The sequence below is a fragment of the Collinsella sp. AM12-1 genome (assembly GCF_003472325.1).
In the GTDB taxonomy this organism is placed as follows: Bacteria; Actinomycetota; Coriobacteriia; order Coriobacteriales; family Coriobacteriaceae; genus Collinsella.
On record NZ_QRLS01000009.1, the window covers coordinates 79,794 to 97,252 of the forward strand.

Below are 17,459 nucleotides of genomic sequence, written 5' to 3' on the forward strand. Positions count from 1 at the left end.
CAAACGAAAACGGCCCGCCTCACGTTTGTGGGGCGGGCCTTGCTGTTGGGGTTAGCGTTTCTTTCCTCGGAAGAAAAAGCCGTGCAGTGAGGGCTTGAGCCCGCGGTTGGCGCGACGCTCCTCGACGCGCTCGTGGATCGAAGCGACGCGCTCGATGACCTCGTCGGGAATCGGCACGTCGGGATTCATGTTCTCGACCTGGCTGACCTCGGCGGCGGAGACCTGGTCGATAATGGGCACATCGTCGTGCGAGATGACAGGTGTGGCGTCTTTCTTCATCTTGCGATAACGCTGCATCATGTCGGTCTGTAGCTGCTGTGCCGAAGGCGGCGTCCAGATGATGGCGTTGGCGCCGGCAGCGATGGTCTCGCGGATGCTCTCGGGCGTCTTGCCGCCCGGCGCGATGAGCGGCAGGTTGGGATAGTGCTCGCGCAGTTCACGCAGGACCTGCGGCGTGTTTTTGCCAGCGGCGATGTTAAGAATCTTGGCGCCGGCGCGCACCTTTGCGTGAGCATCGTCGTCGCAACGTACGACCGTGGCGATGACGGGGATGTCGGCGATGTTGGTGATGTGCTCGACCATCTCGGCGGTGGCGGGGGAGTTGACCACGCAGCCCGCCGCGCCCTGCATCTCGGAGACGGCTGCCATCTGAACGGAGCGCTTGCCGGTGGTGGTGCCACCGCCCACGCCTACGAAGACCGGGCACTCGGCGACGGTCAGCAGCGCCTGCGTAATGGCGGGCTGCGGCGTGAAGGGGTAAACGGCAAAGACGGCATCGGCGTTGGAGTTGCGGATGACCGCGACGTCGGTGGTGTAGATGAGCGATTTGATACGACGGCCGAAGAGCGTGAAGCCGCTGGCCTCCTCAATCTCGTCAGGCATGCGAAGGGCCGCCTTGCGCAGGCGCCCGTCGATGGGCAGCGGCTCCATGGGAAGCAGTCCGTTGGGGGTCACAGCTACCTGGGGTTCGGTGAACTCGTCTGCGAGCTCGACCTCGGAGAAATCGACCGAGGCGACAATGTCCTCGTGAACCTCGGCGGGCACATCGATGGGGGCTTGGTCGTTTGCCGCGGCAGGCGTGTCGAAAGAGCTGGTGCCGACGAAGGCGTCGACGCGCTCATTTAGATCGTTGAGGGTATCCATGGAAGCTCGATTCTATGTGATGACGGCCGGCGCGATGCAGCCGGAATTGCGAATGCTAAACCGTTTGACGAGTTGATTTTTCCCCGCCGCGTCCTCCGTTAGACCGAAGGGCGGCGAACGTGAAGGAGCTGTGGTGGCGGTGATCGGGGTGCTATCTTGAAAGTCCCGTTTAAAAGAGAGGTGACGCGGTATGGAATTTTCGGCAATGTTGGGCTCGATTGGCCTATGCGTGGGCGCAATCGTAGCCGCCGCGGTCATCTACTTTGTGGTCACGGCCATTAAGGGCAAAAGGGCCGAACGCAAGGAGCGCACGATGCTTAAACAGCATCGCGACCAGCAGGGCAAACGCGCACAGAGATAGCTTGTTGAGTTTTGGATCCGTGCGCTAGCTGCGTTTTCGGATCAGGGCAATGTAGAAGCCCTCAAAGTCGCGGCTAGGCGGAATGGTCAGCGTGCCGGGCATACCGTTGGCGACGGACGAGACGTGGCTGGCGGCGATGGCCTCGGTGAGGGCGTTGCACTCGATGCGTGGCTCTTCGCCAACTTCCTGAGCACGGCGCGTTTCACTTTCGCTCGGCGTGCCGTCGAGGGGGATAAGCTCGCAATCCATGTGCTTGTCGAGGGCCTCTTGCAGGGCGTCCTCGTTTTCCTGCGGCAAGATCGAACAAGTCGAATAGACGAGCGTGCCGCCCGGTTTAAGGGCTCCCATGGCGCGGTCCAGAAGTGCTCGCTGCGAGCGGGCACACTTGCTCAGCAGCTGCTCGGTCAGGCCGCGCAGGCTTTTCTCGTTGCCGCTGATGACGGTGCCCGTGCCGGTGCAGGGGGCGTCGAGCAGGATGCGGTCAAAGCGGAAGAACTCGTCGAGCTCGCGTGCGTCGATGCGCATGACGGGCACGTTTTTTGCGCCTTGGCGGTGGAGGTTGGCTTCGAGCTTCTCGGCGCGGGGAATGCTCATCTCGCAGGCGGTAAGGTGCGCCTGCCCCTGCGTGAGGGCGGCGATCTGCGTCGTCTTGCCACCGGGGGCTGCGCACATGTCCAGGATGTCCTCGCCTGCCTGTGCGCCCAGGACCAGCGGCGGCATCATGGACGACAGGCTCTGCAGGTAGATTTTGCCGTCGCGGTAGATGTCGAGATCCCACAGATCGGAAACCTGGGCCTCGGGCAGGATAAAGGCGTCCGGGTACCAGGCGACAGCGTTGTGGGCGATGCCGGCGGCATCGAGCGCCGCAGCGATGTCCTCGGCGGTTGCCTTGAGCGTGTTGGCGCGCAGCGTGACCGGGCGTGTGGCCGCGGCGCCGAAGCCCTCGATCATGAGCTCGGCATCGGCGGGCGCATAGGCGCCGGCGACCGTGTCGACCATAAAGCGCGGCAGGTCGGCGGCGCAAGGAAGGGCGGCAAGCTGGTCGGAAAGCTCGGTGGCGGCAAACTGCCTGAGCTTGAGCTCGGCCTTGACCTGCTTTTTCTGCTTACGACGACGCGGCTTGGACATCCGTCTTTCCTTCCCATTCCATTACATGTCGAGTGTTTAGTACTGGCTCTCGTGCTTGCTAAAGAAGTCGAAGCGCTGGGGCAGCGGCTTTACGCGGTGCTCGCCGGGCTTCTCGCCCAAGCTCTCCACAAACTCATCCGTGGAGGCGAAGATGTTATCCCAGCTAAAGAAGGCGACCGGGTCGATGTCGAAGTACTCGCAGATGAGCTCGCAGCCGGCAGGGACGATGCCGTGCATGAGCACGGTCACCACGCGCAGCTCGGTAAAGGCGTCGACGAGCGCCTGCGTCATTGCGGCGTTTGCCTCGTTACCCTCGAGCTTGTTGGCGGCCTTGGAAGCGTCGCTCCAGCGCTTGTTGGCGGCGCGCAGGTAGTCGTCGCACACGGCAAGCGCGCGGTGCGTCTCGAACTTGTACATAGCCTGCTCAAAGGCGAGAGCTGCCTGCTCGGCGGCTTCGACCACGGTGTCAGAAGCGGCACCGGCGGGGATGCAGCCGTTGCGGTAGGGGCTCTCGTCGCCTTCCTTGACGGCGACGCCGTAGAAGCAGCTGCGGGCCAGACGGTTGAACACGCCGGTCAGCAGCGCGCTCTCCTTAAGGGCCGGGTCGATAACGCGCTTGTCGTCGCAGGCGCGTACCTCGTTGCCGTCCTTGTCCTTGCCGGTCACACGCGTGTCGTATGCCTTGGGGCTAAAGCTCACCGGCTTTTCGGATAGGCCGAGCGACAGCCAGTGCGCGCGCATCTGCTCGCAGGTATAGTGGTTGAGCAGGTCGTCTGCCGGCGGGGGAGGCGTCTGCGAGGACGAGCTGGCCTTTTTGCCCATGTAGAGCAGGTGGTAGCAGGCGCTGACGGTGCTCTGCGTGAGGTCCCAGCCCAGGGCCTCCCACATGGCGGTCTGCGCGATGCAGTAGAAATAGATGTTGTCCTGACCGATGAACTGGTAAATCTGAGCGTCGTCAGAGCACCACCAGTCGCGCCAGTCGAGCGAGCTGTGCTGGTAGGTGGGTGCGGGCACCTGCGTGGAGTCGGCGGCGGGCTCGCCCATGAGGGCGGCATCCTGGGCGGCGACGCCCTCGGTCACGCCGGCGGCCTTGGCATCGCGCGCGAGCACGGTACGCGTATAGCTGATGGGCGCCCACAGGCTCTCGGGCCAGCACCAGCAGGTGACGTCGGAGACGCCATCGACCTCGGGCACCGGAACGCCCCAGTCGATGTTGCCGGTGATGCGGAAGGGCACGAGTGCCTTGCCGCTGCGGAAGCGCACGCCACCGTTGGCGAGCACCGCGTGGGCGTCGTCGCGCTCCTTCCAGCTGGGGAAGGTGACGGTAAAGCTGCTCTTGTTGCCCTCGGGCTCCAGCACGGTGTGCTCGGGGAGCTGGTCCTCGACGGCATCGAAGGCCTCGCGGAACTTGTTCTGGATGTAGAGCTGAGCCGGCAGCAGCCACTCCTCCATGGTCTTGGAGACCACGGAGCGAACCTGCGGGTTCTGGGCGAGCTTGGCGGTGTAGGTCTTCATAAAGTCGAGGTAGGCCGGCAGGTCAAAGTAGAGATTGTCGACCGGGCGCAGCTCGGGCACCTCGCCGGTGAGCTGGCTCTTGGGCGCGATGAGCTCCTCGGGCTCAAACTGGTGGCCCAGATCGCACTCGTCGGCATAAGCCTTCTCGGACTTGCAGCCCTGGATGGGGCAGCGGCCGATGACCTGGCGGCCGTTGAGGAACGTGCCGGCCTTGGCATCGTAGAACTGCAGCGTGGAGCGCTTGGAGATGGTGCCCTGCTCGTGCAGGCGCTCGATAATCTCGGCAGTCACCTCGTTGTGGATCTGGGCCGCCGGCTCAAGGCCCGAGCCGCCGTAGATGTCGCAGCTGATGTTGTAGTTGTTGAGGGTCGCGGCCTGGCGGGAGTGATTGGACTCGACATACTCGCCGATGGACTTGTCGTAGCCCTCGTTCTCCTTGAGCTTGCGGTAGCTCTCCATGATGGGCGAACCGTAGCAGTCGGTGCCCGAGGTGAAGATGACGTTTTCGCGGCCCAGGCGGTCGCGCAGGAAGCGGGCGAAGAAGTCGGCCGGGACAAAGACGCCGCCGACGTGGCCAAAGTGCAGACCCTTGTTGCCGTAGGGCTCGCCGGCGGTAACGATGGCGCGGCGCGGCCAGCTGGGACGGTCGTTCATGGAGTATTTGGATGCCATGGGACTCCTTCGCATATAGGTAAGAGCGCGGCCGGGCACGGGGTTCGGCGGCGCGGTGGTCAATTCGTGCATATCGTTCGACATTATCGCACATGCGGGCGGGTGCGTGGCAGGGGCGCTATCCTAAGATGCTATGAATGAGATTTCCAACATACATGCGTTTGAGGACGAGGATTTTCTACACGCTTGCTTCGTGTGGGGGATGGCCGTGATCGCGGTGTTTGCCGTGTGCCTGGTGCCGGTGTTTATGCTGTTGGGCGGGCCTGCGGACTTGGACGCGGCTGAGGCGGGCGGCTGGATGGCTGTCGTGGGCTGGATAGTCGGCTTGGCTGCGGTCTCAATGGCATCGTTTGCCGTGCACGAGCTGGTGCATGCGGTGTTTTTTAAGCTGCTGGCGCCTGCGGGCGCGCAGGTGACCTTTGGGGCGAATCGCGAGACGGCGATGATCTATGCCTGCGCCGAGGGCGTTGTGTATTCGCGCCGGCGGTACATGGCGGTTTGCCTGGCGCCGACGGTTGTTGTGACGACAGCATTTGCCCTGGGGTTTGCGTTCTCGGACTATCCGCTGCTGTGCTACCTGGCGGCTGGTCTGCACTTGTCGGGCTGTGTGGGTGATTGGTATTACGTGCGGACCATTCTGCGCGACCGCCGTATCGTCGCCTGCGAGGATACGTCCTTTGGCGTGCGCTTTTTCGCAAAGTAGTCTTTTTGGGACGGGGCTATTTTAGCTGCCATGATGTCGGGGTGAGTTTTCTGGGACGGGGATGTCGATGAAGTCGTTGTTGCTGCATGCGTGCTGTGCACCATGCTCGCTTGAGCCGGTTCGCCTGCTGCGCGAGGAGGGGTTTGAGCCCACGATTTGCTGGACCAATCCCAATATTCAACCGCGCGATGAATGGCGGCGGCGTCTGGACGAGCTGCGCCGGTGGTGTGCCGATGGCGACATCGAGCTCATCGAGGCGGGGGAGGACCGCGAGCGCTGGGAGGCCGGCGTGGCCCCGCTGGGTGCCGATCGGCCCCGTCGCTGTCGCTCGTGCTATGCCTTGCGCTTGGCCGAGGCATGCCGCGTTGCCCAGGAGCGCAGGTTTGAATATGTGGGTACGACGCTCGCCGTCTCGCCGTATCAGCTGTTCGACACCTGCAATGACGTGCTTGAGCGTTTGGCGGCCGCCCATGGGCTCACCCCGGTGATTCGCGATTTTCGCCCGTATTATCCCGAGGCTACGCGCCGTTCGCGCGAACTGGGCATGTATCGACAGAACTACTGCGGCTGCCGCTTTTCTGCTGTCGAGGCGGCCATGGACCGCGCCCGCATCCGCGACGAGCGCAAAGCCGCCAAAAAGTAGTTCGTTTGGGACGTCAGCCTGCTAGGATGTAGAGCGGACTTTAGCTATATAAGGAGTATCCGACGTGTCTATGCGTACCGATGATTTTGACTACAACCTTCCTGAGGAACTGATTGCCCAGGCTCCTGCCGAGCCGCGCGACTCCTGCCGCCTGCTGGTGGTGGATCGCAAAGGCTCCCAGGCGGGGAAGCCGCTGGAGCACGGCGGTACCGTTGAGCACCGCATCTTCCGCGACATCATCGACTATATCGAGCCGGGCGATGTGCTCGTCATCAACAAGACGCGTGTGATGCCGGCCCGCCTGATCGGTCGCAAAGCCGGCTCGGGTGGCGTGGTCGAGACGCTGCTGCTCAAGCGCCGTGAGGATGTTGACCCGCTGGGCCACGTTTGGGAGTGCCTGGTCAAGCCGGGTAAGCGCCTGAAGCCCGGTGCTCAGATTGAGTATCGCGCCGGTGGCGCCCATGCGCCCGAGGGGGCTCCCGTGGTGCTGACGGCCGAGGTCATCGACTTTGTCACTGATAGCCGCGGAGGCCGTCTGGTGCGCTTTGAGCCGGCCGGCTGCAATGCCGCCGGCGAGCCGCGCACGCTCGACGAGGCCATTCATGCTGCCGGTCACGTGCCGCTGCCGCCCTACATTACCGATTACGAGGGCGATCCCGAGAAGTACCAGACCGTCTACGCCATGAAGGAGGAGCACTCGGCTGCCGCTCCTACGGCGGGTCTGCACTTTACCCCCGAGCTCATGGCCGCTATCGAGGCCAAGGGCGCGAAGTTTGCCGCCGTCGAGCTCGAGGTGGGTATTGATACCTTCCGTCTGGTGGAGGAGGACGACCCCACGCAGCACGTCATGCACACCGAGCGCTACCACGTGTCACAGGAGGTTGTCGACGCCGTGCATAAGGCGAAGGCCGAGGGGCACCGCGTGATCGCCGTCGGCACCACCGCAGTACGCTCGCTCGAGAGCGCCTTTGACGCTGAGGCACCGGTGTCTGATCCGGCCGTGACGGCGCGCTATTTTGAGGGCCGCGAGGATGGGGCCGACACGCTCGGCCGCGGCGACATCGTGGTGCGCGAGAACGCGACGACGCAGCTCTACCTCATGCCCGGCTCGACCTATCACGTGGTCGACGCGCTGATCACGAACTTCCACGTGCCGCGCTCCACGCTCATGATGCTCGTGAGCGCACTTGCCACCCGCGACCAGATCATGGATGCCTATGCCGCCGCCATCGAGGAGCGCTACCGCTTCTTCAGCTTTGGCGACGCCATGCTCATTTTGTAGGTTACGGCGTTTTCCAAACGCCGTAACCGGCCGACGCTGCGCGGGCCGCATTTGGACAATCTGACGTTCAACTTCAAGGGCGCGACCAGAAGGTCAGCGCCCTTTCGTTTCACGTCACCTTGTCTCAAATGCGACCCGCTCGCTGTCGTTGCCAAAACACCGGCATTTCTTTGGTTGTCAAGAGGATGCCGCTCTAGCGGGTTTTCGCTGTCCGCGCCAAAACATCGGCGTCGCCTTTGTTGGCACTTGGGGACGTTCCTTATGTGCCGGCACCTGGGGACAGTCCTTGTAATCGTTGGGGAGTGGTTACTTGCTCGCGAACAGCCAGATCAAGATGATCACGAGAACTACGGCAACGATGCAGACGATGGCGCCGGTGAATTTGATGCGTGAGTCGCGGGTACGTTCGCGCACCGCGTCCTCGGTGGCCTCGAGCTGGGCGACTTCTCGCTCGGTCTCGGTGTGTTCGGCTTTGTCTCGGGCCAAGGATCCTGCAAGCGACTCAGTGATCTCTGGGTGGTCGTGCACTTCGGTCGCCTGTTCGATGATCGACTGCGCATGTGCGGCATCTGCTTGGGCGTTGGCGATGCTCTGCTCCTGGTCGCGGCGTGCCTTGTCCTCGGCAGTGATCTTCTCGCGCAGTTCGCGCTGACGAGTCGCGGCGGCTGTCTTCGCCGTCTGCAGCTCGTCGCGCGCGGCATCGGCTTCGGTCGTCACGGCTTGGTGCGCGCGTTTTGCGTCGGCGATAGGGGCTTGAGCCTGCTCGACGGCCTGCTCGGCTGCGGCAAGCGAGTGCTCAAGGTCGGCGGTGATACGCGGGACATCTTCTTCGGCTTTACGCAGGGCATCTGCCGTGTCGGAAATCTGCATCGAGAGCTCGCTGGTGCGCACCGTATAGTTGGCGGGATTTGCCGAGGGATTGCGTTGCAGCTCGGCATACTCATGACGCAGCGTCTCGAGCTGGGCGCGCGTGGCGTCGACGGTTTGTTGTGCGGCGGCAATGCCGGCGTCTCGCTCTGCCTTCACCTTGTCGCGGATGCGCTTGGAATCCTCAAGACGTCGAACGAGGCGGTTGCCGGTCTCGCGCGAGCTCGCCTCGCGGGCCTCCACGGCATCGAGCGCGGCCTTCAGACGGAGCTCAGTCGCGTCATCCTCTGTCTTCATTTGTTCGAGCTGACCCTTGAGCTCTGTCGCTTTGGAGGCGTGGGCATCACGGTCAATCTCGGCGGCCGCTGCAGTCTTTTGGGCCGTGGCAATCGCCTGGCGCTGGTCGGCGACGATCTGGTCGTAGCGGCCTGCGATATCCTGGCGCGTCTCGAGTTCCTCGGCCTGATCGGCAATGCGCTGCTCAAGTTCGGCCAGGTGGGCGCGGGCATCGGCAAGTGCCTTTTTCGCGGCGTTCATCTCGCGCATGGCCGAGGCACCCTGGGCGATAAAGGTGCCCACGGCGTTCGCAGTGTTCGAGACAGCGGTCCCCAGATCGCGGCTCGCGGCGGAGGAGTGCGGGGCGGTCGGGCGAGCGGTGTCGGCAGCGTCCGCATCGGCAGCCTGCGGCACGGCGATATTGCCGGTACCGCCCTCGATTACAGAAAAGCCTGCTGCGTGCGGGTCGACCGCATCGGCACCAATCGTGGGATGCTCGAGCTGCAGAAACGAGGGCATGGTGCTGCCCTGGTCGGCAACCGGAGTCTCGCCGGGTACGAAGGTCGAGGCTGCCTCGGCGGCCTCCTCTTCCTCGGCGTCAACGTCAGCGTCGGCCACGGCGTCTTTCATCGCTTTGACGGCATCCATCATGGAGTCCATGACGGCGTCGAGCTCTTCTTCCGAAGACACCTCGATGGGACCTGCTGCTTGCGGAGCGTTCTCAGCCTTGGGCTCAGTATCGCTCGGGTCCGGCTGCTCTAGCTGCTCTTCTTTGTCTTGCTCTGCGGCGACATTTGCGTCTGCGGCCTCGTCTGCGGCGGCAGGAGCCTCCTCGACAGCGGCATCAATGCCGCCATCGCTTCTGGTGGAAGTATCGCAGCCGTCAATGGTGTCTGCGGAGTTATCAATATGCTGTTGAGTCTGGGGGTCCAGCTCGTCTGTCATAGGCATGTGCTCCTCATCGTTGTTTGTCACCCTATGATAAAGTCTCGCGCCGACATCCCGCGCGCTGCAGCAAAGTTTCAAAACGTGTTCGATGGCTCGTGTCGATAGCAAAAACTCGGCCACTTTATCCAGTTTGTACTTGACAATCCCTTCGCCGAAAGACGTTATGCCGTTCGCCTACCGAGGCCTTTTCTATTCACTTGAACACGCTAAAGTTGCATGTCAGCTTTTGGCGCGTGAAGTTGGATGCGCGCAGTCGACGGGCGGGCCCGTCGCGATTTGAAAGGACTTTGTATGGGACTTTTCACTGGTAAGACCGTGATCGTCACCGGCGGCGGCAAGGCCACGCTCAAGGACGGCTCCGCTGGCTCCATCGGTTACGGCATCGATATCGCTTTTGCCAAGGAGGGCGCGAACCTCGTCATCACCGGCCGCAACGTTGCCAAGCTCGAGGCCGCCAAGGAGTCTCTCGAGGCTGAGTACGGCGTTAAGGTTCTTCCTGTTCAGGCCGATGTCTCCGCCGGTCAGGACAACGAGGCCGTCGTGCAGAACGTTATCGACAAGGCGATTGAGGAGTTCGGTCGCATCGACGCCGTCGTTAACAACGCTCAGGCCAGCGCCTCGGGCGTGACCATCGCCGACCACACCATGGATCAGTTTAACCTGGCCATTTACTCCGGTCTGTATGCCACCTATCTGTACATGCAGAAGGCCTATCCGCACCTGAAGGAGACCAAGGGCTCCGTGGTCAACTTTGCTTCGGGCGCCGGCCTGTTTGGCAACTACGGCCAGTGCAGCTATGCTGCCGCCAAGGAGGGCATCCGCGGCCTGACTCGCGTCGCCGCCAACGAGTGGGGCAAGGACGGCATCAACGTCAACATCGTTTGCCCGCTTGCTTGGACCGCCGCGCTCGAGAACTTCCAAGATGCCTATCCCGAGGCGTTCAAGGCCAACGTCCACATGCCGCCGGCAGGCCACTACGGCGACGTCGAGAAGGAAATCGGCCGCGTTGTCGTTCAGCTCTGCGGTCCCGACTTTAAGTATATGAACGGCGAGACCGTCACCCTCGAGGGTGGCATGGGCCAGCGTCCTTAGGGGTTCCGCCGTTCTACCGAACGGCGGACCGGCCGACGCTGCGCGGTCACCAGAGCGACAACTTGTCATTCAAAGAGGGCGGCATGACCAGAAGGTCTATGCCGCCCTCTTTTCATACCAATTTGTTCGCCCTGGCGACCGCTCGCTGATGTTGTCAGAGCATCGGCGTTACCAGAGCATCGGCGTTGTCGGCAGTTGGGGACAGTCCCTAAGTGCCGGCAGATTGGGACACTCCTTTGCAAGATGGCGCTGAAGGCTGTCCCCAACGTCTAGTCGTTTAAGAACGTCCCCAACGACTAGCGCGGGAACCTGATCCTAATGCACTAGTTTCTGTCGAGTCGGTGCTTCTTGCGGGTTGCCCGTATAATGGTTTGCGTATGAACCGCAACCAAGGAGTTCCAGTTTATGGACCAGAACCTTTTTAAATTCGACCTGATCGCCGAGGACCCTACGACGCACGCGCGTGCCGGCGTGTTGCACACCCCGCACGGTGACATCGAGACGCCGATCTTTATGCCCGTGGGCACCAAGGCAAACGTCAAGGGTATTCCCACCGAGACCGTCAAGCAGCTCGGCGCCCAGATCGTGCTTGCCAACACCTATCACCTGTCCATGCGCCCCGGCGAGGACACCATCGCCGAGCTGGGCGGACTGCATAAGTTCATGAACTGGCACGGCCCCATCCTCACCGACTCGGGCGGATTCCAGGTCTTTAGCCATAACGACGCCGTCAAGCTCACCGACGAGGGCGTGCGCTTTATCGTCAACGACTACGACGGTCGCCACGTGTTCTGGACGCCCGAGGACAACATGGAAATCGCCATGAAGCTCGGTTCCGACATTTGCATGCAGCTCGACCAGTGCCCCGGCTATCCTGCCACGCGTGCCTATGTCGAGCGCGCCGTGGAGCTGTCGAGTATGTGGGCCGAGCGCTGCTACAAGGCTCATACCCGTGATGACCAGGCACTTTTTGGCATCGTTCAGGGTGGCATGCATCTGGATCTGCGCCTGCGATCGCTGCGCCACCTGGAGGAGTGCGGCGACTTCCCCGGTTACGGCATCGGCGGCTACTCGGTGGGCGAGGACCACGAGACCATGTTCGAGACACTGGCGCCGCTGGTTTCCGAGTATATGCCTAAGCACAAGCCGCGCTACCTCATGGGCGTCGGCAACCCTACCACGCTCGTGCGCGGCGTTGGCGTGGGCATCGACATGTTCGACTGCGTGCTGCCGACGCGCACCGGCCGCATGGGTACGGCGTTCTCCAGTGAAGGTCGCCTTAACTTCCGCAACGCGCGCTTTGCGCACGACGACGGCCCCATCGATCCCACCTGCACCTGCCCGGTGTGCACGGGCGGCTACAGCCGCGCGCTCATCCGTCACATGGTCACGCAGAAGGAGATGCTCGGCGGTATTCTGCTGTCGATGCACAACATCTATTACCTGCTCAACCTTATGCAGCGTGCCCGTCAGGCCATTATCGAGGGCCGCTACGGCGCGTTTGTGAGCGACTGGATGAACAGTCCTGCGGCGGTGGACTACTAAGAGCGGCGCGGGCGCTTGCAGAGCGCGGGCAATGGCAAGGGGCGAGCACCGGCCGGTCATCACGTTCGCTAACACCGTCTGCGCGACCGATGACCGATAGCTTGCAAGCACTTGATGCATCGTGGGTACCATCCCGAATAGTTGATGTTCGGGCGGGTGTTTGGCGCATGGCGTCGACCCCGCCCGTTTTTCTTTTTCTCGATAGGAGTACCCATGATTAAGAACGAGAATGTCGAGGGCGAGCCAGCCTACGACGAGACGTACCGCCGCGGCCCCGTGGTCATGCGCGGCCCCATGATTCCCAAGGACAATACCTACGCCAACCTGCTGGCGCCCGAGGACTCGACCGACTGGCTGCATGCTGATCCGTGGCGCGTGCTGCGCATCCAGGCAGAGTTTGTCGATGGTTTTGGCGCGCTTGCCGAGCTTGGTCCTGCGGTGACCATCTTCGGTAGCGCCCGCACGCCCAAGACCGATCCGCTCTACAAGGCGGCGCGTACCGTCGGGCGCAAGATCGCGCAACGTGGCGTGGCGGTCATCACCGGCGGCGGCCCCGGCATCATGGAAGCGGCCAACAGGGGAGCGGCGAGTGTCAACGGCAAGTCGGTCGGCTTGGGTATCGAGCTGCCGCACGAGCACGGGCTCAACAAATACGTGAACCTTGGCATGGACTTCCGTTACTTCTTTGTGCGCAAGACCATGTTCGTCAAATACAGCTCGGGCGCCATCGTGTTTCCTGGTGGCTTTGGTACGCTCGACGAGATGTTCGAGGTGCTCACGCTGGTACAGACGCACAAGGTCAAGCGCATGCCGCTCGTTTTGGTGGGAACCGAGTACTGGCAGGGCCTGTTCGACTGGCTCAACGGCCCGGTGATGGACGCCGGTATGATTAGCCCGCTCGATCCGGAGCTGGTGCACATCACCGACGACCTCAACGAGGCCGTTGACATTGCCCTGAGCGGGCTGATGTAGGGTGCTGTGACTGTTGTTATAGCAATGTGAACGGCATACTGATGCTATTTAACATCAGACTGCCATCGAAATTGGGTATACTGATGCAAAAGACGAGGCGAGGAGGTCGCGTATGTCTACTGCAACGGTTAAGCCTACGACGGTTCGCATCGAAGAGGGGCTCAAGGAACAGGCGACTGAGTTCTTGGATACGGTTGGTCTGAGTCTCAATTCGTATCTCAACCTTGCTGTTCGGCAGCTGGTAAATCAACGAAAGATTCCTTTTGAGATCGTAGGAAGGGCGGAGGTGCCCAACGAGGCAACGAGGCGTGCCATGGTGATCGCCGAAGCTCATGAGTTGGGGATTCTGCCGGACGACAGCCCGTCATTCAATAACGCTGATGAGCTTATATCATTCCTCGATGAGGACTAGCGATGTTTGAGATTAAGGTCGAGGCTCAGTTTAAGGCGGATTACAAACGGACGATGCGCATCCATCCGCAGCTAAAAACCGAGTTTAAGGCGGCAGTCGCAGAGCTTGCGGCTCACGGCTCGCTTCCCGCGGAATATGGTGCCCACGAGCTTTCAAACCCGGGCGGCAACTACAACGGCCACATCGATTTCCATCTATCCGATGGCTTGGTCGATGTGGTCGTTCTCTACTTGCCGCATAAGACTAATCCTGTGATCCGGCTGGTCAGAATGGGCTCGCATGAGGAACTATTCCAGGGCCCGCAGGGCTGATTGCTCGCTTATGATTCGCGGGGGAATAGGGATTGATTCGCGGCCGATTGGCCAAAAATGGCCCCTATTCCACCGTAACTGTTGGAGACGTCCCGTTCGTGGCTGCGACCTCCGGTTCTCCTCTTCGCTGGATTTCGCTTAAAAGTTCGGCTGCAACTTCGCTGCTTTTGAAACGGATGCTGCAGTCCTCTTTCTTAGGAAAGGCCAGTAATGGAATGGTTCCGTACCAGACGGTTTCCTCGTCAATTACTGACGCGCACAGGCGCCCTTCGGCTTTGATGGAATAGTCGACGTTCATCTCGGTAAAAATCGCTTTCACGTCATTGTGCGGAGTCGAGGCAATTGAAATCTCAAGGGCAATCCCACGGGCGGCGGCGCCTGTGAGTACGGCAGCGAGCTTTGCGAGGCATGCAGCGGATGCGTAGGGCGCGGCAATAAAAATGCTTTTCGTTGCGCGCGCGATGTCATCCGCTAAGGCCTCCACGGCCCTTGCCGGCCTAACGAGGATGTTTTGATCGGCCCGTTTGTTGTCATTTGCTGCAAAGACTTCATATCCTAGCTTTGCGTAGGTCTTGAGTCTCTTCTGGTACATACGCGCGAGCATGGGTATCGACAAATCAACATAGTCGAATATCTCAACCCGCTGCTTGCCCTCGTGACTTCTATGTAGTCTGCCTGCCTGCTGCGTTATGCTGCCGTCCCAAGATATCGGTGTGGCAATGAGCAGAGTGTCAAGGTAAGACAGGTCGAAACCCTCGCTCAGAAGGCCTTCGGTTGCGATGATAATTCGATGCTCATGCTCGAAGCCGGGAAGGCTGTTCAGTATTGCCTTTCTTTCTTTGGCGTCGATTTCTCCGGTTAAGAGTATAGGTTCGTGTCCGCGGCTTTGAAGCAGCCTACATAGCTCTTCGGCATGTTTTTTCCTTTTGGATAGCACAAGCGGATGTCGACCGTTTGACGCGGTCTCGAGGGCATCGTCGACAATTGCTTCGTTTCTCGCTGTGTGCGCACACAGGAGATCGAGAACTTGATTAAAGGACGCCCCTGGTTCGTAGGCGGGTAGTCGAACTCCGGTAAAACGCGGCCTAACAACGCGCTGAATTCCCTGTTGGATTGCTTGCGTTTTTGGATCAATGGCATGGCGAAGCGGGCCGCAGAGCATTGAGAGTGCTCGCGTGAGTCCGTCCGAGCGTTCGGGCGTCGCGGAAAGGCCGTATACATATTTGGCTGGAGCGGACTTGAGGACGAGCTCAAGCTGTGGTGCGGCTGCATGGTGACATTCATCACAGATGATGAGGCCGTAATCACGAACGAACTCCTTGGCTATTGGTTCTTCGGTCTGGGGGTCCTTGCTGGACAAAGACTGGAATGAAGCAACGTCGATGAGATGGCTTATGGCGGTTTTGCCTCCTCCGATTTGACCAATGAGCGGAGGCTGCCTTTTGCTGATTCGTCCTTTTGGGGTTCGGACGGGCTCTCTGTTGTCCGTGATGTCGAGAAATCGTTCGAGCTGGGTTTTCCATTGGGCAATGAGCGCAGTCTTGGGAACGATGACGAGCGCTGGAAGACCGATGGCAGCAATAAGATAGGCTCCAATGACGGTTTTCCCGAAACCCGTCGGTGCAGACATGATCCCGTCTTCATGGCCGAGCATTTGTTCAGCGGCAATTTGCTGTTCAGGGCGAAGAGTCCCTTTAAATGTCATTACAATTGGATTTCCAGACTGGCGCTTGTCTGAATAGTGGGCAGCAACGCCGGCTTCTTGAAGCAGCCGCTCAAGCTGAGTCTTGCAGCCTCTGGGAATCGCGACGCAGCCGTCTCTAAGTTCGCTGAGGTCTATGTACCGCGGTTTGCCGAATACCGATTGATGCATAGATTGCGCGCGGAAGAATTCTGGGTTGGCAAATGTTGCAAGCCTGCGGACTTCCATTTGAGCTGCGGGACTCAGAGATTTTTCGGGGATATAGAGCATATCGGCCTGCGTGACGGACAGCGATGACGGGAGGTCCCGCGGTGTGAGCGGAAGCCGCTTTCGCGGCCTCTGGGAATGCGGTGCGGCGGTGTTTGCCGCCGTCGCAGCCGCTATTCCGTGCGACCTATTGTCGATGCTCTCGATCAGATTTTGCACCGTCGTGCGCGGGATTAACTGGATTTGAGAAAGGTAAAGCCATTGATCGGGAAAGGGCTCAAATTGCTCGTCAACAAATACGCTGTTCCCTTTTCGCTGCGCTTTTCCTTGAAAAGGCAGCGCTATGAGATTTCCAAAGCCTCCCTCAGGAATGGTGGACTGTGCGGGCAGCATCCGGTCAAAAGCTTCAAAGGTGATTGTCTTGTTGAGCGCCGCCGCTTCGGTGATAAGGCTGCTTCCAAATTCTCGTGCGATCTTCGCGCTGGTGAGCTCTAGGAAGAAAAACCAGACATGTGTGCCGTTACCTGATCTCGATCGCTCGACTGCAGCATCGATTCCATGGTTTTTTGCGACAAGCCGAATGGCGTTTGTCGCTTCTTTCCAATCGGCTCCGTCAAAGTCGATGACCAGGACTTTTGTGTTGCTGTCATTATCGAGAACATATTGACCTATGACGTCTCGGAGTCTGTCGTCACTGCCCTTGAAATGGGAGATGATCGCGGTATCGCTCAACTCGGGGAAGACGCGGTTGCCGCATTCAGCGCATTTGGTTTTCTGACGATTTGCTTTGGGACAAATGCCTGACTTCCACTCGTTTGCGCAGGCGGGCGTATAGCCGATTCCCCCGTCTTTTCTGCGGTACCCATGGGCGTAAACATCTTTGCGGCCAGTAAAGAGATTGCGAAAGAGCTCGAGTTTGTCGCGCGCTGGGCTCGCACTGGTGACGACACCCTCGACCTGCGCCCGTCTATCGAAAGATTCGCCAGCTTTCTCCCATTCTTCCAGTGTTGCGTAACGGATGTCTGGACCGTTGCCGCAGATGACGATTTGGCTGTGCGGCTCCGATACATGGGCGACGATTTTCTTGAATTGGAATAGCGTGCCCCCGATGAGGGCGTATTGATGCGTGACGGTGCTCATGTAAATGCCGTTCTTGTCGGAGTTCATTGAAATGAGGGTACGTTATTTTGATTTTTAAGGGACTCGGCTCTGATTTTGGTTCGGCGATAGCGGAGTACAGCTCCGTGAGTGGTGTTTGGCTGATGTCAAAATGTGCGGTAGCTGTTGCTGAATGGGTTTTGGCGGCCATGAGGTGGGCTGGAGGCGCAGGAAACTATCCTCGAATAGACCCTGTGGGCAAAAAATGGCAAATATGAGTACTGTGGTTTGAGCAGTAACATATCATCAGGAAAGTATTTAAGACCAATCGATTCGGATTGGATATAATCAACCCTATAAACATGGCGATTCGGGACTTTATGACGCTCGGAATTGGCGGAAGACGGCAAATTCAGCCAGATTTCGCTGTTACTAAACTGGTAACAGTACTCATATTTGCCATTTTTTGCCCAGAGGGTATCGCAAGGGGGTTGGACAAAGCATCGATCGCCGCCAATTTCTCGATTGGCTGGTTGGGCGGCGGTAGCGCACAGAGATGTGGTGTAAGAGGCGGGGCATGCC

Annotated in this window: 15 protein-coding genes; 9 read left to right on the top strand and 6 right to left on the bottom strand. The window is 60.2% G+C overall.

Translation table 11 applies throughout. The features are described 5' to 3' along the window. Positions 1–51: 51 nt before the first annotated feature. A complete protein-coding gene (locus DW136_RS06050) occupies positions 52–1,143 on the bottom strand; it encodes a hypothetical protein (RefSeq protein WP_118289280.1) in 1,092 nt (363 codons plus the stop codon). 190 nt (positions 1,144–1,333) lie between these two features. Between DW136_RS06050 and DW136_RS09980 the strand changes: the two genes are divergently transcribed. Next, on the top strand, positions 1,334–1,504 hold the full coding sequence (locus tag DW136_RS09980) for a hypothetical protein (protein WP_156058414.1): 171 nt from the start codon (positions 1,334–1,336) through the stop codon (positions 1,502–1,504). 24 nt (positions 1,505–1,528) lie between these two features. Here the strand turns inward: DW136_RS09980 and DW136_RS06055 are convergent, their stop codons facing one another. After that, positions 1,529–2,632, bottom strand: coding sequence for an RsmB/NOP family class I SAM-dependent RNA methyltransferase (locus DW136_RS06055; protein ID WP_117629594.1), 1,104 nt, complete (start codon positions 2,630–2,632; stop codon positions 1,529–1,531). Positions 2,633–2,668: 36 nt separating this feature from the next. After that, the gene (locus tag DW136_RS06060; RefSeq protein ID WP_117629595.1) at positions 2,669–4,819 is read right to left on the bottom strand and encodes a methionine--tRNA ligase; all 2,151 of its coding nucleotides are present in this window, start codon (positions 4,817–4,819) and stop codon (positions 2,669–2,671) included. Between the two features lie 133 nt (positions 4,820–4,952). On the opposite strand from DW136_RS06060, the gene DW136_RS06065 reads away from it, so the two are divergent. From DW136_RS06065 to queA, 3 genes are all read left to right on the top strand, one after another. Continuing rightward, a complete protein-coding gene (locus DW136_RS06065; protein ID WP_117564474.1) occupies positions 4,953–5,522 on the top strand; it encodes a DUF3267 domain-containing protein in 570 nt (189 codons plus the stop codon). 67 nt (positions 5,523–5,589) lie between these two features. After that, positions 5,590–6,165, top strand: coding sequence for an epoxyqueuosine reductase QueH (locus DW136_RS06070; RefSeq protein WP_117564473.1), 576 nt, complete (start codon positions 5,590–5,592; stop codon positions 6,163–6,165). Positions 6,166–6,235: 70 nt separating this feature from the next. Beyond that, on the top strand, positions 6,236–7,447 hold the full coding sequence (gene queA / locus DW136_RS06075; protein ID WP_117629596.1) for a tRNA preQ1(34) S-adenosylmethionine ribosyltransferase-isomerase QueA: 1,212 nt from the start codon (positions 6,236–6,238) through the stop codon (positions 7,445–7,447). Positions 7,448–7,753: 306 nt separating this feature from the next. Here queA and DW136_RS06080 read toward each other — a convergent pair whose 3' ends face one another. Beyond that, positions 7,754–9,535 carry a hypothetical protein gene (locus DW136_RS06080; protein ID WP_117629060.1) on the bottom strand — a complete coding sequence of 594 codons (1,782 nt, stop codon included), beginning with the start codon at positions 9,533–9,535 and terminating at the stop codon, positions 7,754–7,756. A 294-nt stretch (positions 9,536–9,829) separates the two neighbouring features. On the opposite strand from DW136_RS06080, the gene DW136_RS06085 reads away from it, so the two are divergent. The 5 genes from DW136_RS06085 (at position 9,830) to DW136_RS06105 (ending at position 13,870) form a co-directional block, all read left to right on the top strand. Further along, positions 9,830–10,630, top strand: coding sequence for an SDR family NAD(P)-dependent oxidoreductase (locus DW136_RS06085; RefSeq protein WP_006235414.1), 801 nt, complete (start codon positions 9,830–9,832; stop codon positions 10,628–10,630). Between the two features lie 405 nt (positions 10,631–11,035). Further along, positions 11,036–12,175 carry a tRNA guanosine(34) transglycosylase Tgt gene (tgt, locus tag DW136_RS06090; RefSeq protein WP_022093813.1) on the top strand — a complete coding sequence of 380 codons (1,140 nt, stop codon included), beginning with the start codon at positions 11,036–11,038 and terminating at the stop codon, positions 12,173–12,175. A gap of 213 nt (positions 12,176–12,388) precedes the next feature. Continuing rightward, positions 12,389–13,147 carry a TIGR00730 family Rossman fold protein gene (locus tag DW136_RS06095; RefSeq protein WP_117629061.1) on the top strand — a complete coding sequence of 253 codons (759 nt, stop codon included), beginning with the start codon at positions 12,389–12,391 and terminating at the stop codon, positions 13,145–13,147. 112 nt (positions 13,148–13,259) lie between these two features. Continuing rightward, positions 13,260–13,559 (top strand): type II toxin-antitoxin system RelB/DinJ family antitoxin, encoded by a 300-nt coding sequence (locus DW136_RS06100; protein ID WP_117583791.1) that lies wholly within the window; start codon positions 13,260–13,262, stop codon positions 13,557–13,559. 2 nt (positions 13,560–13,561) lie between these two features. After that, the gene (locus tag DW136_RS06105; protein WP_117583790.1) at positions 13,562–13,870 is read left to right on the top strand and encodes a type II toxin-antitoxin system YafQ family toxin; all 309 of its coding nucleotides are present in this window, start codon (positions 13,562–13,564) and stop codon (positions 13,868–13,870) included. 64 nt (positions 13,871–13,934) lie between these two features. Here DW136_RS06105 and DW136_RS06110 read toward each other — a convergent pair whose 3' ends face one another. Then, positions 13,935–16,919: a DEAD/DEAH box helicase family protein gene (locus DW136_RS06110; RefSeq protein WP_158549276.1), complete on the bottom strand. Its 2,985-nt coding sequence runs from the start codon at positions 16,917–16,919 to the stop codon at positions 13,935–13,937. Positions 16,920–17,044: 125 nt separating this feature from the next. Next, on the bottom strand, positions 17,045–17,459 hold a 415-nt coding region (locus DW136_RS10140; RefSeq protein WP_233546546.1), incomplete at its 5' end, for a hypothetical protein.